This is a genomic window from Streptomyces sp. NPDC053367 (assembly GCF_044545925.1).
Taxonomy (GTDB): Bacteria; Actinomycetota; Actinomycetes; order Streptomycetales; family Streptomycetaceae; genus Streptomyces.
This window is the reverse complement of record NZ_JBITYN010000017.1, coordinates 68,734-82,953: the sequence shown is the minus strand read 5'-3', so window position 1 is coordinate 82,953 and position 14,220 is coordinate 68,734. Positions and strand designations below refer to the sequence as shown.

19 protein-coding genes are annotated in these 14,220 nt (G+C 68.5%); 5 read left to right on the top strand and 14 right to left on the bottom strand.

Annotated features, from left to right (window positions below; genetic code table 11):
• Positions 1-23 precede the first annotated feature (23 nt).
• Complete coding sequence (locus tag ACIGXJ_RS35955; RefSeq protein WP_399654813.1) at positions 24-338, top strand: MazG-like family protein; 315 nt, start codon at positions 24-26, stop codon at positions 336-338.
• An 848-nt stretch (positions 339-1,186) separates the two neighbouring features.
• On the opposite strand, the gene ACIGXJ_RS35950 is transcribed toward ACIGXJ_RS35955, so the two are convergent.
• From ACIGXJ_RS35950 to ACIGXJ_RS35910, 9 genes are all read right to left on the bottom strand, one after another.
• A complete protein-coding gene (locus ACIGXJ_RS35950; protein WP_399654759.1) occupies positions 1,187-2,257 on the bottom strand; it encodes a ParB/RepB/Spo0J family partition protein in 1,071 nt (356 codons plus the stop codon).
• Positions 2,258-2,331: 74 nt separating this feature from the next.
• The gene (locus ACIGXJ_RS35945) at positions 2,332-2,991 is read right to left on the bottom strand and encodes a ParA family protein (RefSeq protein ID WP_399654756.1); all 660 of its coding nucleotides are present in this window, start codon (positions 2,989-2,991) and stop codon (positions 2,332-2,334) included.
• Between the two features lie 322 nt (positions 2,992-3,313).
• Positions 3,314-3,766 (bottom strand): hypothetical protein, encoded by a 453-nt coding sequence (locus tag ACIGXJ_RS35940; RefSeq protein ID WP_399654753.1) that lies wholly within the window; start codon positions 3,764-3,766, stop codon positions 3,314-3,316.
• A gap of 1,128 nt (positions 3,767-4,894) precedes the next feature.
• Complete coding sequence (locus ACIGXJ_RS35935; RefSeq protein ID WP_399654750.1) at positions 4,895-5,458, bottom strand: hypothetical protein; 564 nt, start codon at positions 5,456-5,458, stop codon at positions 4,895-4,897.
• A 117-nt stretch (positions 5,459-5,575) separates the two neighbouring features.
• Positions 5,576-5,725: a hypothetical protein gene (locus ACIGXJ_RS35930; protein ID WP_399654747.1), complete on the bottom strand. Its 150-nt coding sequence runs from the start codon at positions 5,723-5,725 to the stop codon at positions 5,576-5,578.
• 123 nt (positions 5,726-5,848) lie between these two features.
• The gene (locus tag ACIGXJ_RS35925) at positions 5,849-6,949 is read right to left on the bottom strand and encodes a hypothetical protein (protein ID WP_399654744.1); all 1,101 of its coding nucleotides are present in this window, start codon (positions 6,947-6,949) and stop codon (positions 5,849-5,851) included.
• A complete protein-coding gene (locus tag ACIGXJ_RS35920) occupies positions 6,946-7,485 on the bottom strand; it encodes a hypothetical protein (RefSeq protein ID WP_399654741.1) in 540 nt (179 codons plus the stop codon). Before ACIGXJ_RS35920 ends, ACIGXJ_RS35925 begins: the two co-directional genes overlap by 4 nt.
• A gap of 83 nt (positions 7,486-7,568) precedes the next feature.
• Positions 7,569-8,516, bottom strand: a complete 948-nt coding sequence (locus tag ACIGXJ_RS35915) for a DUF2637 domain-containing protein (RefSeq protein WP_399654739.1) — start codon at positions 8,514-8,516, stop codon at positions 7,569-7,571.
• Positions 8,517-8,584: 68 nt separating this feature from the next.
• Entirely contained in the window at positions 8,585-8,761 is a 177-nt protein-coding gene (locus ACIGXJ_RS35910; RefSeq protein WP_399654736.1) for a hypothetical protein, read from the bottom strand.
• A gap of 180 nt (positions 8,762-8,941) precedes the next feature.
• On the opposite strand from ACIGXJ_RS35910, the gene ACIGXJ_RS35905 reads away from it, so the two are divergent.
• Complete coding sequence (locus tag ACIGXJ_RS35905) at positions 8,942-9,607, top strand: DUF6221 family protein (protein ID WP_399654733.1); 666 nt, start codon at positions 8,942-8,944, stop codon at positions 9,605-9,607.
• A gap of 61 nt (positions 9,608-9,668) precedes the next feature.
• On the opposite strand, the gene ACIGXJ_RS35900 is transcribed toward ACIGXJ_RS35905, so the two are convergent.
• The 5 genes from ACIGXJ_RS35900 to ACIGXJ_RS35880 all read right to left on the bottom strand — a co-directional run bounded on the left by ACIGXJ_RS35900 (position 9,669) and on the right by ACIGXJ_RS35880 (position 11,423).
• A complete protein-coding gene (locus tag ACIGXJ_RS35900) occupies positions 9,669-9,830 on the bottom strand; it encodes a hypothetical protein (RefSeq protein ID WP_399654731.1) in 162 nt (53 codons plus the stop codon).
• Between the two features lie 171 nt (positions 9,831-10,001).
• Complete coding sequence (locus tag ACIGXJ_RS35895) at positions 10,002-10,157, bottom strand: hypothetical protein (protein WP_399654728.1); 156 nt, start codon at positions 10,155-10,157, stop codon at positions 10,002-10,004.
• A gap of 21 nt (positions 10,158-10,178) precedes the next feature.
• Positions 10,179-10,328 (bottom strand): hypothetical protein, encoded by a 150-nt coding sequence (locus tag ACIGXJ_RS35890; RefSeq protein WP_399654725.1) that lies wholly within the window; start codon positions 10,326-10,328, stop codon positions 10,179-10,181.
• A gap of 181 nt (positions 10,329-10,509) precedes the next feature.
• A complete protein-coding gene (locus tag ACIGXJ_RS35885) occupies positions 10,510-10,980 on the bottom strand; it encodes a helix-turn-helix domain-containing protein (protein WP_399654722.1) in 471 nt (156 codons plus the stop codon).
• Positions 10,977-11,423 (bottom strand): hypothetical protein, encoded by a 447-nt coding sequence (locus ACIGXJ_RS35880; RefSeq protein ID WP_399654719.1) that lies wholly within the window; start codon positions 11,421-11,423, stop codon positions 10,977-10,979. Before ACIGXJ_RS35880 ends, ACIGXJ_RS35885 begins: the two co-directional genes overlap by 4 nt.
• 764 nt (positions 11,424-12,187) lie before the next feature.
• Here ACIGXJ_RS35880 and ACIGXJ_RS35875 point away from each other — a divergent pair.
• The 3 genes from ACIGXJ_RS35875 (at position 12,188) to ACIGXJ_RS35865 (ending at position 14,109) form a co-directional block, all read left to right on the top strand.
• Positions 12,188-12,793, top strand: coding sequence for a hypothetical protein (locus ACIGXJ_RS35875; protein ID WP_399654717.1), 606 nt, complete (start codon positions 12,188-12,190; stop codon positions 12,791-12,793).
• A gap of 319 nt (positions 12,794-13,112) precedes the next feature.
• Positions 13,113-13,334: a hypothetical protein gene (locus tag ACIGXJ_RS35870; protein ID WP_399654714.1), complete on the top strand. Its 222-nt coding sequence runs from the start codon at positions 13,113-13,115 to the stop codon at positions 13,332-13,334.
• A gap of 205 nt (positions 13,335-13,539) precedes the next feature.
• Positions 13,540-14,109 carry a hypothetical protein gene (locus ACIGXJ_RS35865; protein WP_399654711.1) on the top strand — a complete coding sequence of 190 codons (570 nt, stop codon included), beginning with the start codon at positions 13,540-13,542 and terminating at the stop codon, positions 14,107-14,109.
• Positions 14,110-14,220 lie beyond the last annotated feature (111 nt).

Genomic DNA, 14,220 nt, shown 5'->3' with positions numbered 1-14,220 from the left:
ACGACACCTTCTTGGAGAACCTGATGGACAAACACGCCTGGGACCTCATCGAGCGGCTTCGCGACTGGCTGGACTCCGAGAGCCCCGTCACCGGCGACACCGCCAAGGCCATGCGCGTGCTCAAGATCGGCGAGGAGTTCGGGGAGGTCGCCGAGGCGCTGCACGGAGCGTTGGGTGCGAACCCGCGGAAGGGGGCCAGCCACACCTGGGACGACGTCCACAAAGAACTCTGCGACGTCACGATCACATCCCTGATCGCGCTAGCGTCGCTTACCCCTGACGCAGAGAAACTGTTCGAGGAGCGGCTCCACCACATCGCCGACCGTTCACTCACCTGATGGTCGTCCCACGGCCGGACTTCCGGCGCATGCTCCTCCCCGCCACCCCACACCGACGTAGCTCGCTGCCAAGCTGAGGCGAACCAGATAGGAGCTGATCGCCCTTCTCGCCTCCCTGGACCTGGACGAGCTGGTGGGCCCTGTTCGCGAGACGGCCCTGAACGACCTGGAATACACCACCTGACCGACACCCGCACCGCTGCGGGCTGCAGGGGGCCGGCGCCCCTGGGAGGCCGACGTGCTTGTTCCGCCCCTGCCTACACCCCATACAAGCTGACAGAACGATGCGCCTCCAATGACAGGCACACCAGGTTCCGGCAGCGGGAGAACGAGCTCGTCAACCGCGGCAAGGACGCCAATATCGACGAGGACCGGGCATCAACGCCACCCGCTGGGCGGATGAGGCCACGAGCGCCCTCGCCCCAGCCCTGTAGCAGGCCGCCACGGAGACGAGCCCACAGGCTGGGGCAAGTCCTAGCCGGCCAAGGCCGGGCCACGGCGGCCCTCGCCCGTGTCCTCTCGCCGCACCGTACGCCGGAGGGCCGTCACCAGCTGTCTCGGCGAGTTCGCGGAGAACCTCCGCGAACTCGCCGAGACGGCGCCGGACATGGACATCGACACCATCGTGGACACGGTGGGCGGGTGCTACAACTTTGCTGTGCCCGCCATACGCCCGGGTCGCCGAGCCATGCGCCGTCTCAACCGTCAACGGGCCGCTGACACAGTGGCAGAGACCGCCGGTCCGCTGGGTCACGCGCCATGAGGCCCGCGCGCAACTCCCAACTCCGTCAACGTGCCCGTGCTCGGGTGGGGCCTGTCCTTCGTGGGGCGAAGCAGGCCCACGCCGGTCAGGTGGAGAGCTTGGTCATTTGGCTCCAGTGGGCGTTGAGCTTTGGCATCATCCTGTCGAACTCCTGCGGCGTCATCCTGCTGATGAGGCAGTCGGCCACGGCCAGGCCGTCCTCGTAGGGGAAGCGCGCCACAACAGGCCGGGCCTCCTCCTCCCGCGGCTCGGGGATGCTATCCGCGCTGGGAGCGTCAGTCTCCAACGCGATCTGAGCCCGAAGACCCGAACCAGCGTCAACCTCGCTACTTGTCACGCCGTGAGAATCCGCTGACCCGACCTCGGCGACTGGCTGCGGCACCACAAGATCGGGGCCAAGGTTTACCGCGGTAAACCGGGCCTCAACCTCCGGCCCCGTCTCCCGCCCGCCCTGAGATGGAGCACCGGTCTGGTTTACCGCGGTAAACCGCTCAGATGTCGGTGGGTCTTCGCCCGGCTTCGCCGTCTGGGCACGCAGCCGGGCGCCCGCCTCCTTGTCCTGGCGGCGCCGCTCCAATTGCTCCGCCCATGCTGCGGCCTGTGCCGGGCCCGGCAGGCCAGCGATGTCCCGGGCGACCCGGACCGGCATCTCTCCAGCACTGACGAGATCCTGGAGCTCCGGAGTGAGCTTGAGGAGCTTGCGCTGCTGGCTCACCCACCCCTTGGTCTTGCCGTAGTAGGCAGCGACCTGGTCTGCGCCTCCCAGTTCAGTAACCATCGTCTCGATGGCGATGGCCCGCTCGATGGGGTCCAGGTCCTGCCGGTCGTTGTTCTCAGACTGCACTGCGTCCAGGAACGACGCGCGGGACGCGGCGACGTCCTCACGGTGCACCACCTCGAGGACTCCCCGGCCCACGAGGTGCGAGGCACGGTAGCGACGCTCGCCATTGGCGATGACGTATGGACAGGTGCCCACGTTGTCGGCCTCGTTAGGCCACAGCTTCAGGTAGGCGGCGCGCGAGACAACGACCGCGGGCTGGAGCTGTTCCTTCTTCAGCTTCTCGCCGAAGTCGCGTAGGTCGTCCTCGGTGCCGAAGTTGCGGCGGGGGTTGAAGCGGGTGCAATGCAGCTTGTCCAGCGGGAGGGTGAGCAGCACGGCGTCACTGCGTCCGGGGACGTCTTCGACCTTGGCGCCGGCGAGGGAGGCAAGGCTAGTGCGGCGACCCGCCATCATCGGCCTCCGCCGTAGCCGAGTTCGATGGCGAGGCGGTAGAAGTCCTCACGTGCCTTGAAGGAGGGCTTGTTCTCCTCGTACTGCGTAACTACGCGGCCCTCGACGGAGGCCCGGGTGTGGACCTTGTATCGCCTTATGGCTGTCTCGAGGCTGGGCCAGGCCTGCGCCTTGATGTAGTCGCGGGTCTCCTCGAGGTCAGCCCTGCCGTCGCGGGGGTCCCAGTTGTTGATGAGGACCTTGTACGGCAGGCCGCTGGGTTCGATGACCTTGGCGATGGTGCGCGCGGTCGGGTCGAACGCGAGGGGCTCGGGCGGCATCGGCACGATGACATCGTGGGCGTACTTCAGCGCCTCCAGAAGGAGGTTTTCGTCCTGGAGGCTACCTGGGGTGTCGATGAAGACGTGCTGCAGGTTTCCTGAACCCTTGAGGACGTCGGCGACGACGGCCCCGAGATTGAGGGTGATGGTGGTCTTGCCGACGCCACCCTTCTGGTTGGCGATGACGTGGACCTTCGCTCCGGTGTCCTTCAAGATCGCGAGGTTCTCCGGAGTCTCGTGCTCCTGGGAGAAGTCGAACGGCAGATCACCGATCCTGTTGGCCCACCAGACGGTAGACGCCTGAGGGTCGATGGACACGACATAGACAGCTGCTTGCATGAGTGCTCCGTATGCTTTCCCGTACGTTCCGGTACTTCGGGCATGGAGCATCTTTCCAGACGGATGAGCAGCAGTTGGTGGCGGCTCCGGCAGTTACCCCGCCCGGGCCGGGTTCTGGTTTACCGCGGTAAACCAGAACCCGGCCCGGGGGTCATCGTCCTCAGCGCACAGCAGTAAGTCATCGAGGACCGGCACGCGGGTGAAGTCCGCGGTCAAGGGCAGCTGCTGGCGCCGAGGAACGCGGCGGCCTGCGCGGCGGTGAACCAGATGTTTGCGCAGTTTCGGGCGGGACGCGGGCGCGTGGCTGGGAGCCCTCAGGCGGTCAAAAGTCGGGGCAGATGTGCGCGTGCGCTACCTCGAGGATCCGTTCAGCGGTGGCGGCGTCCCGGCCCTCGGGGTGCGTGGGGGATGTGAAGCGCTGCCGGGTCGTGGCAACCAGCTTGGCGCTGTCGTCGGGGTACCGCTTGAAGCTGCTGCAGGTGTCGATGCCGCGGCGGACGGCTTTCTCTTCCTTGCCGTGGACGATGTCGGCGTCGATGGCATTGAGGCCCTTGATATAGGCAGCCCATTCGGCCGGCTTCGGTGTCGGCGGCAGTCCTGCAGCCTCGCGGATGCTCGCCCTCTGCTCCTCTGTTAGTTCAGCGCTCGCGGATGCGGATGCGGTGGGCGAGGTCCTGACGTCGGCAGGTGATTCGCTGGTGCTGTCGGAGCAGGCGGTGGCGGTTAAGGCGAGTGCCGCTGTGGCTGCCACGACGGCGGCCGCTCGGTTGCGCATGGTCTCCCCAGGTGGTTGTGCGTCGGGGTTGCATCATGACGCGGTGTGCGCGGTGTGTGATGCCGGTGTGGCTGTTCTGTGACGTGGTATCGCTGGCACAATTCGGGTGCATGCATCAGGGGGATGCCGCTGTCTGGGCGGCGGGGATCGGTGTGGTCGGTACCGCGATCGGCGCTTTCGGCGGGTATCTCGCGGGGCGGATGCAGGGACGGGCCACGGTCGACGGGGTCAGGTTGCAGCTCACCGGGCAGCGTGAGGATGCCCTATGGCAGGCCGAGATCGACGCATTCGCGGCGCTCGTGGCTCAGTTCAACACCGCTCGGCTCCAGATCGGGTACTTCGCTGCTCTCTGCGACGCCACCCGGCGAGAACGTGTTCACTGGCAACCGTCGGCTTCGGCACCCCCGAGCAGGCGTTCGCCGCCCTCACCGAGTGCTTCAAGGAAGTCGTGACGCGGGAGAACGCTCTACGCCTGCGCACCGCGCCTGCCTACGCGGACGGGGCGACTGAGGTGAGGAAGCGAATGCTCGAAGTGATGGAGCCCCTGCGGGACTGGTACTTGGCTCGGGAGTCGCGGTCTCGCCACGCCGCCGCTCTCCGCCAGGAGTTCGACGATCGCGTGGACAGCTTCCGGACGGCGCTGGACGCGTTCGTGGAAGACTCGCAGGCTCGTTTCTCCAGGCCGCGGCCTGAGTGACCGCAGGTCTGGCGGTGGTCAGTCGTCTGCTCGGCGGTGGCCGCAGCGGGCAAGCGCTGCGGTGACGGTGCGGCCGGTCCAGCGGTTCGTGCCGTGCTCGGTGTCGTCGGGTTCGGGGCCAGCGGCCGCGCGTGAGGTCGGCGCGGATCGTGCTGGCCTCGACGCCGATGCCGGCGACCTCGAGGTCCTGGGCGGTGTATCGGACGAACGCGGCGACGGTTTGGGCGTCGTACTCCTTGTACCTTGCCGCGCTTGCCGACGGGGCGGGCCAGTCGGGGCGGCGTGCCTGAAGCCCCGGGGGGTCTGTTGCTGGAGTCAATGGGGTGAAACGCCCTTGCGTGCGGTCCGTCATGCCGCGCACATCGATCACCCCACCGGCCCCGTGCTCGCCCCCAGCGAGCCGCCTGCGCCCCGCAGCGCGGTCGATTGTTTTACTCCTGGTCCTCGCCGACTCCCAGGGTGAGGTTGGCGCAATTGGAGGCGAGGAACCATGCCCACAGGCCGGCCGCGACCTCCCCAAGTCCGAGGTATAGGGCGACGAACGCACTGAGCAATAGGACATTGCAGCGACTCTTGGGCGACAGATCGCCAGGCTCCCAAATTCCGGCGTGCAGATTCTCGATCTTCGCGGTCAGCACCTCGATCTCTTGATCATGTGTGCGGCGCAGATCCTGACTAGCTCGGCGAGTTGCCATGGCGAGCCTTTTCCGGTTGCGATAGAGCGGTGGGCCGAGTGTTTCGGGTTCCCAGAAGCGCTCCCAGGAGCGCTGCGCGGTGCCAGCCGCCACCGATTCGATGAACACAAGCATCTGTGGGTTGGTGACCGTCAGCCATTGGTCGCGCAGCGCTTTGCCCACGTCCGCGGCTTGGTGCATGTCCTGAGTGCTTAGGTGCGCGGTGTTCAGATGCCGTGTCCAGACGGTGTCTAGCGTCAGCAGGTTGAACGCTGCCGATAGCCAGCGTTGAGCGGTTGCGTCGTCATCTAGCTTGCTCACGTCTTCACTCCTGCCGTCGTCCGCCCTTCCACGGAACCGCGAGCTGCAGAGCGGTGGCGACTAGGGATGGGCCGTACGGGGACGGATGCTGGCCACTGCAGGACGAGTCTGACAGTGCTACTTCTTCGGCTTGCCAGGGACGGGCCTCTCCGGCTCGCGGTAGTGCCCGCCGCGCGAGGCCTGGTAGGTGGTGGCGTGCCGGGCGAGCTGCTCCTCGGTCATCGTCTCGCGCAGTTCGACCGGGGATACGGATCGGCGGAACGGCATGATGGGGTCTCCTGACTCGGGTCCGGGGCGGCCAGCTAGCTGCCAGGCGAACGGCCGCCCCGGGGTAGATGGCCCGGTAGACGGGCGGGTAGATCGGGGTAGATGACGCGGTAGACGCGCAGGTCAGGCGGCGGTAGATGTCTCAGCAGACGTCGCCTCGGCGGCGGCCGGGGAAGGGGCTTCGAGGTCGCGGCGGCGCACCCCCCAGGTCGGCACTCCGGCGACCTTGACGTTGCGGTCCGAGGGGATGCCCAGGCGCTCCAGCTGGAGGCGCATATCGGTGACCGTGCGGCCCTCCCAGTGCCCCTCCCTCTGCAGGCGGGCGAGGACGGTGCGGAGGTGGACCCCAGAGGCCTCGCCCATCAGCTCCAGCAGCAGGGCCCGGACGGCCGTGCCGCCGGGCAGTTGCGCGGGCTCATCGACAGGGGCGTCGGCGGGGGCCTTGGCGGGGCGGCCGGTCCTCCAGGCGGCGACGGTCCAACCGGCGGTGAGGACCCACATGAGGGCGGGTACGGCCCGCACCACCCGGGCGAGGGTGTACGCGCCGAGGATGAGGAGACCGGCGCGGAGGATGTTGCCGAGGATCGCGTGGACGCCGGTGAGGTCGTCGCGGCGGGCACGCGCGCACCACGCGCAGGCCCCGTTGCCGATGCGGCGGGCAAGGACCACGGACCCGGTGGCGAGCCGGTCGGACGCGGCAGCGAGGCGGATCACAAAATTCCCGTCCCCTGCACCGCGGCGAGCACCCCATCGCCAACGCCGTTGAGGACGCCGGGCAGCCAGGCCAGGGCGCCCGGCCACGCCTGCAGTCAAGCAGAGGGTGCTGCCGACGTAGGCGCCGCCGACGATCCTGCGGCGTTCCTTCTTCCCGGCGGCCTTGTAGACGAGGACGACGAGGGTGAAGGCGATGACGACGGCTGCCGCACCGGTGGTGCCGAGGCCGACGAGCTGCCCGGTGGTCAGGCCCTGGGCCTGGCTGGTGCCGGTGAGGCCCTGGCCGGCGCGCTCGCCGACGCCGTTGCCGACGGTGCCGGATCGGGAGTGGGCCCAGCCGAGGATGCCGCCTGGGCAGGCCGCGGCGCAGGCGGCGGCGCCGAAACCCTGTCCAAAATGCTTGAGTTGCGCTGCGTTCCGGCCGCCGGTCCACCAGGGGTGGAGGTTGCAGGTCAGGATGATCAGGGCGAGTAGCAGACCGCCCAGGGTGAGTGTGTTGGTGCCGGTCACAGGTTGACTCCGGTGAGCAGGTGGATCGGGTCCCACCAGTGCAGGACGCCGAGGGCACCGAGGCTGGCGGTGACGAGGAGGAAGCGGGGTACAACGCGGCCGGTGCGCCGGTCGAGAAGCCAGGCCCCGCCGACCGTGACTCCGGCGATGACGTAGGCGGCGCCGATGCTGGCCTCAGTGCGGGCCTGGTGGACGGTGTGCGACCAGATCCCGACCGGGCTTTGACCGCCCGCCCACGGGGTGAGGGCGGCGACGAGGGCGGCGCCCATGCGCCAGGTGGCGATGCGGTCCCATAGCCGCTCCCACCACCGCGGCTCCGGCTCGGGCTCGGGCACCGGCGCGAGGTCGACGGTGACGCGCACTTCGATCGGCCCGGGCGACGGGGGCGGGGCGGGAGCCCCCGGCGGGGGCGCAACGGGCGACGCCGGTGGTGGGGTCCGCCAGGGCGGGACCTCGCCGGGCTCCGGCGGCCGTGCCGGGAGTGGGGCACCGGCGGGGATGACGCGCGTCGGGGTGATGGGGCAGGGCTCGGGCATGGGTGGCTCCTGATGGCCGAGGAAATGGATGCCGAGGCGGTGGAGGTAGCGGCGGGCGCGGAGCTCGTCGGCGTCCTGGGCGGTTACGACGCGATGCGCCGGAGTGTCCGGGCGACGGTGTCGGCGGACACGTCCTGTCCGTGGACGGCGCGGACGTAGGACAGGACGGCGTCCTTGTCCGTGATGCCGGACGCAAGTGCTGTCCGGACGGTGTCCGCGACGGTCTGACCAGGGGGCGCAAGGGGACGGACGCGGCGGACAAGCGGACGCGTTGACCTGCTGTCCTTCGTGTCCGCGGGGTTGTCCGCGCCCGCGCCGAGGACAGCGCGGACAGTGTCCGTGTCGGTGTCGATCCCGGCGGCGGACAGGTGGTCGACGATGTCCTCGGCACTGGCGTCCGGGAAGGTGTCCGCGGCGGCGCGGACAGCGGAGCGGATAGTGGCGGCGCGCCGGTTGTCCGGGCGGACATCGGTGTCCGGCGCGGTGAGCACGTGTCGGGTCTGGACGGGGTCGAGGAGGTCGAGGCGGACACCGACCGCGGCGCGCAGCGTCGTCCAGGAGCGGCCCGGGTACATGATCCAGCCGAGGGCGGGGATGTGCGGGAGTCGCTCGGCGACGAGGCCGCGTGCTGCGCGCTGCTCGTCGCGGACGTCGCGGCGGTGCAGCTCGAAGAGCAGCTCGACGCCAGCGGACAGGCTGGCGAACCCGGCGCCCGCGGGTGTGCCGCCGATGTCGTTGCCGTGGTTCCAGTTGAGCAGTCCGGCGACGAAGACGAACGCCAGGAGGGAGAGGCGGGCAAGGCCTGCGGGGGTGCCGCGTTCGACGGCTCGGCGGGCGTAGGTGGCGCAGATGAGTCCGGCCGCGTCGAACATGATCGAGAGGGGCCAGGCGAGCCATCGGTCCATGCCCCAGCGCATGAGCTGGCCGGAGAGGGACCAGGCTGCGGCGATGAGGAGCATGCCGAGGACGAGGGTCCAGGCGGCGCGGATGGGGTTGGAGAGTTGGCGGCCGTCGCCGCGCAGAGTCTTCACGGTGCAGCTCCAGGGAGGGAGCCGCGCCCCGCCGGGGGGAAATCGCGGGGCGCGGCGGCTGGTGAGGGTCAGCGCGTGGTCGGCCCGTTGCCGTGGACGCGGTCCTCGTGGGAGAGGCGGTCGCGGTGGGCCTGCGCGGCGGCGTAGTCGTCCGCGGCGCGGGCGTGCAGCTCGGCAGCGGCGGCTCCGCGGGCGGCGATGACGGGGGTGGGCTGCGGCGGGGGTTGCTCGGTACGGTTGGGCACGTCGTTTCTCCTGTTCACGGCAGGGGATTCGGCTGGCCCCGGCCCATGTGGAGCTGCAACTCCGGGTCGGGGCCGTCGTGTTGGTGCCGTTCCACAGTGACAGAACTTATGGACATTGTCTAGAAGTTCGGGGAGGATGTAGCCGTGCCCAAAAACCCTGAACGCGAGGGGAGTCCGCGCTTGATCACCATCGGGCAAATCGCGGAGGAGCACGGGGTCAGCCGCTCATCGGTGCACACGTACCGGCGCCGGCCTACCTTCCCTCAACCCGTTTCGGTCGAAGGCTCCACGAGAACGCATTACCGCGCCGACGAGGTGGCCGCGTGGTTCGAAGCGAACCCACCTCAGCAGGGCAAGCGGACGGATCTCGCGCCCCGAGATGAAGGAGTGTCAGTGGAGACGAGAGGCCTCGCCGTCCCGCCCGGCGTGGAGCTGGAAGCGGCTCGCGAGTTCGTGCAGTGGCTGCGCGCCCAGCTCGACGAGGACGAGCGGATCGCGCGGGCGGCCGATGCGGAGCTGAGCACCGTGTTCACGCGGATCAGCAGCTTCGACCCCGAGATGGCCGCGGACGAGCGTCACATCATGCTGCACCGTCCGGCGCGGGTACTGCGCGAGATCGATACCAAGCGGCAGATCCTCGACCTGTACGCGAACGCGGTCGAGGCCCGGGTGGCACTGCGCGCTCGGATGCGCGAGCTTATCGACTCCGACCCCGACAAGTTCGGTCGGCTGCACCGTCAGGAAAATGGGCTGATCGAGACGGCGGAGCGATTTGGGCCGGTCGCGCGTTTCCTCGCCCTGCCGTACGCAGACCGGCCTGGCTACAGCGAGGAGTGGCGGCCGTGACGAGGTGACGATGGCGGCCGAGGGGCCCGCCTGAGCGCTGCGGCGAGGCGGGCCGCTGGCGCTACAGGAAGTTCTGGAACCACCTCGCGATCTCTTCGAGCCAGGTGCGACAGGTGTCGCCCATGCAGGCCTCGAAGGCCTGAGAGGTCACGTAGCGGATGATCGTGCGTGCGGCCCACATGCGGCCCTTGCGGAGCCGGGTGGGCCGTTCGTGACGGGACATTGATGTCCTCATTCTCTTGTGTATTCAGTTGTTCCGTAGTCGAGGCCGGGAGTCCCGGCCTCGACCGTCGTCAGCCAAGCATGGTAAGCATTTCGGGCGCAAGGCCACATCCGTGATGAATCAGATCACAGAGGGAGCGCAGGACCACTCACACCCGCAGACGACGGTTGCCTACCGGGCGCGCGTCGAGATCCGGTACTCGCCGACGGCGGCGCCGACCTCCGGGATGCGCTGGTGCGGGAGCAGCTCGGGCGGCACCTCGTTGCGGTGCCGTCGCATGATCTGCCGCAAGGCGCGGCCGCGGTCTGGGTACGGGCGGTGGGCCATGCCGGTCAGCATGACAGAGCGCTACGTCTCTTCCGGCCAGGTCGTCAACGCGCTGCCCGTCGTCTCGTCGGTCAGGGTGATGCGGGCGCCGGGCTGGCCGTGCTGCCGGGTGATGCTCGTGACCTTGCGTCGGGCGGTCGCCTCTTCGGCCCACCAGCCGTGAAGGGCCACACGGCCCTTCAGGGTGAGGTGACGCGATAGCGGCCGGGCCCGATGTTGCTGGTCACAGCGGGCCGGGCAAGGCTGACCCCCGCGCGAAGTGGCTCCCCTCCCGTGGCATGGGTCGGGGCGGCCACCTGAAGTGGTGACCGCCCCGAAGCCGTCGATAGCCGTTGCCGTGGGAAGGGTGCATTCAGCCTGCGAGGAGGCGGAGCTGAGCCGGGGCATCGGGCAGCGGTGCCGGCTCGCCGCCGTCAGGGTCCGGGTCGAAGCCAGTACCGGACCGCGGATCTGACCCGGACGGCAGCGGCACCGTCTTACCGGGGAAGGTCAGCGGCCACAGGTGCGTGGTCTCGTCCTTCAGGGTGTTCACCATGTGGGCCATGGACTCGTACGCGGCGAACAGAGGGTGGATCTGCACGCGCCCGTGGACGGTCCGTGGGTGAACCAGGCCCCGGTCCTTCAGCTCTCCTATGGCCCTGGACACCGACGGCACGGTGATGCTGAGGCGGGCGGCGAGCTCCTTCTGTGCGATGCGGACCAGCCCGCCCGGCTCCTGCCTTGCCTGCAGAATGTCGAACACGTCGCGGGCTGTCTTGCCGAGCTGCGCATCTGGCAGCCGCTCGAACATGTCGGGGTTCCGAACGAGTGCGATGCTGCTCATGACGGCCTCCCTGCCTCAGGGATCACGATGGCGTGTTCCTTAAGCGTCTGCTTCCCGAGCTTGCTGATCAGGGAGCGATGATTTCTGCTGCCCCACCGATACGCGTAGGTCGGATTCACCTGAACTACCCCCCTGCGAATCTTCCAGGCGAAGTGGTACGAGAACAACTCGTTCATGGCCTTGCTGATCTTCGGCTGTGAACACATGAAGTGCTCGGCGAGCTGCTTCTGGGTCGAGCGGATCTGTCCGTCTTTGTCATGCTCTGTAGCCATGAGGTCGAGCAAGTTTCGAGCTGTGGTCGTCAGCCCGAAGCGCCAGAGGTTGTTCTGGATGCCCGTGTCCAAGTTGATGTGCTGGCCGCTCGCGAACCCATACTTGCGCTTCGGCGGGTCGGCCGAGATGTACCCGCCGTTGGCCGCGACCCTATCGAGGGCACTGACCATGCTGCGGAGCAGATCCTCCGAGGGAGCCGGAGGTGGGGCGGGGGCAAGGCGCTGCGGGGCTACCGGCCGCGGCTCGGATGCCGGACGCCTTGCAGGTGTAGGCACGTGACCTGCCTCCTTCGTTCGCTCTGACGGGCAAAACTTACCAGGGAGCGCAACTTTTGCGTGAAACTATTCGCGTGTCGCAGCGATCAGGTTGACGATCCGGATCTATGCAGCTACACCGAATACATCTCGGCTCATCTACAGACGATGTATTCCGCCTAGGCCGAATACATCGCGCACATTTGCGCAGGTCAGCGGCGTGCCACTATCTGCAAGAAGAGGGGGGTGAGGGAGACCGGTCAGGTCCGGCACCGTACGGGTTGCCCTGCGGTCCTCGCGCTGCGCGCTCCGGTCCTCGGGGTGCCACGGAAGCTAGCGCACCAACTGCAGGCCTCCGAGGAGCCAGGCCGCAGCAGCAGTAAGAAGCGTGGCTGGGGCCGGAGGTGGTTGCTGGAGGCACACGCGCACCTGCTTGTTCGGCCGCCTGTATCGCTGTGGCGGACTTTCCCGGGCTGAGGTCCGAGCACCTGGTCCTTGCCTGGCCGTATGCCGTTGCTGAACGCCAACATGGTCGGCCCGATTTGCACGCGCCGTGGAGGACAGGAAGGCCTGTATGGCGCCGGCCGCTCCGGGGTGTTTCTGCCGAGGCTGGGTGTCGGACGCAGGCTCAGCGACAGTGGTGCTGAGCCCAATCGCTGGGCTCGCGTGAGTAGCTGTGCGTGCAGCTGCTGAAGAGGATGGAAAAAGCGGAGGCACGCCTTCAGGAGCAGGGCGCGGCCGCGTATCTTCCCCAGGCTGCTCGGCAGCCGCCTCTCGGTCCCTGCGCCTCTAGAGCGCAGCGGCACTTCGACCTGGCGCAGCGCCTGGCCGACTCCCTCGGCTTCACCGTCCCCGTCCGGCTCAAAATCGACCAGAACGGCCTTGGGCACGGCGCCGTCGGCATGCTCAAGATCTGGGCGGAGAACAGCCGGCACCGCGCCGAAATCGTCGGCGTCATGGTCTCCGAGTCCCCCGGCCACGACGACCCGGGCGCCGTCATGCGGCCCTTCAAGAAGCGCGACGAGATGTGGCTCGCCACCCGCGCGCTGCTGCAGCCGGACCCGGGCACTGGAGTCTGCCGGCTCCGGCTGCGCACCGACCGCAACGCCGCTATCCAGCTCACCACCCCGAAGCTGCAGTACAACAGCGGCGGCCACACGGTCATCGAGTCCAAGAAGGCGATGCGCGCCCGCGGCATGAAGAATCCCGACCGGGCCGAAGCCGTCCTCCTGGCCGTGTACGAGCCGGAGCCGATCATCCGCCGCGGCGGCGGCCTCCTGGTGTAACGCTTCGGGGAAGTCGGTCGTCTACTGGTCATGCGACGGGACGTACCGAACTGGTCGCGAGGGAACCGACGTCGAAGGGATGGAAGCGTTGTTATGAAGCCGTTATAGAGCCCAATGTGGTTCGCGGAAGCTCAGGTTGAGGGAGGGGGCATCTGACGACCCATCAACTCCTTTTACCGCGCACCTTCGACGCTCTGAAGGCCGAGTAGGCTCGAAGAGCAGAAGAGCCCCAGAGTCAGCACGGTTTCTCAGGCCAGGTGCTGACGGCGGGGCCCTTCCAGCGATCTCCAGACACTCACGGAATGAATGGAGTACCACCATGCATGCTAAGCCCAGGCCGCCCGAGCATGGCGACCCCACCCGCCGACGTAACGGCCTCGTGGTCTGGTGGCGGCGGAAGCGGGACCGCGTCGAAGCCTCCTGGTGCCGGAACCGCAGGGCCATCCGCCGGCGCTTCGTCCTCGGGGTGGCCTACGGAGCAGGATCCGGTGTCGGCGGCTTCGTCATCGCCTACCTGATCTGGCTGGTCCAGTCCCGATAGCTACTCCGCTCACAGGAAGGGGGCTCATCCCGAAGAGGGGGGAGCCCCCTTTCCGTACGCGCCGCGAGGCGGCTCGACGTCCGCGAGCACGGCCTGAGTCTGTGGGACCTATGGCCGCTACGAGATCATCAACCACCTTAAGCGAAACCGTGGCGGCAAGGTCTCTACACCCGGGCCTGTCGGTGGCGGCCGCCATGATGGGGGCGTGGACTACAGCCTCGTCATCGCCGCCGCGAACGCTGCCGGGCCCTGCGCGCCCGGCGAGGAACCCGCGTGGGGCCGCCGCGTGCACGCCCTCACCGTTGACCTGCACCTGGTCGCTCAGCAGGCCGCGCAGGACATCAGCCGCCTGGAGAGCGCCTCGCGGTTCGTGGCCTTCCTGGAGAAGGTCGAGATCGAGGAGTCCAGCCGCCGCGGCCTGCTGACCCTGCGCAACCCGGCGGGGGACACCGAGCACATCCGCACCGAGCAGCAGGAGACCGACCGAGGCCGCGACCTGATCGAGCGGGCCCGCGCCCTGCAGGGCCGCTGGGTGCTGGTCTTCCGGTACAACGAGAAAGCCTCCGCCACCAAGCAGGTCCGCATGCTCGCGCACCTGATGGACCTGGGGGACGGGGCCATCGCCGTGAACCTGGCGAAGAAGATCCTCACCGACGACGCTGGCGGCGTCATCCCCCGCGCGCAGGCCGCATGGGCGGAGGCGGGCCTGCCGGACAGCGGGGCCATCACGGTGGAGCAGTTGGAGAAGGCCCGCGCTCTACTGCAGGACACGTGAGCCCAGCCGACGCCGCGGTGTAACGCTCGCCGGAGGTGCCCCGTCTGTAGGGGTGACGCGCCCCCGGGGAGGCAAGGAACTCGAGCAATCTCCCCGCGGGCGCGGATCAAG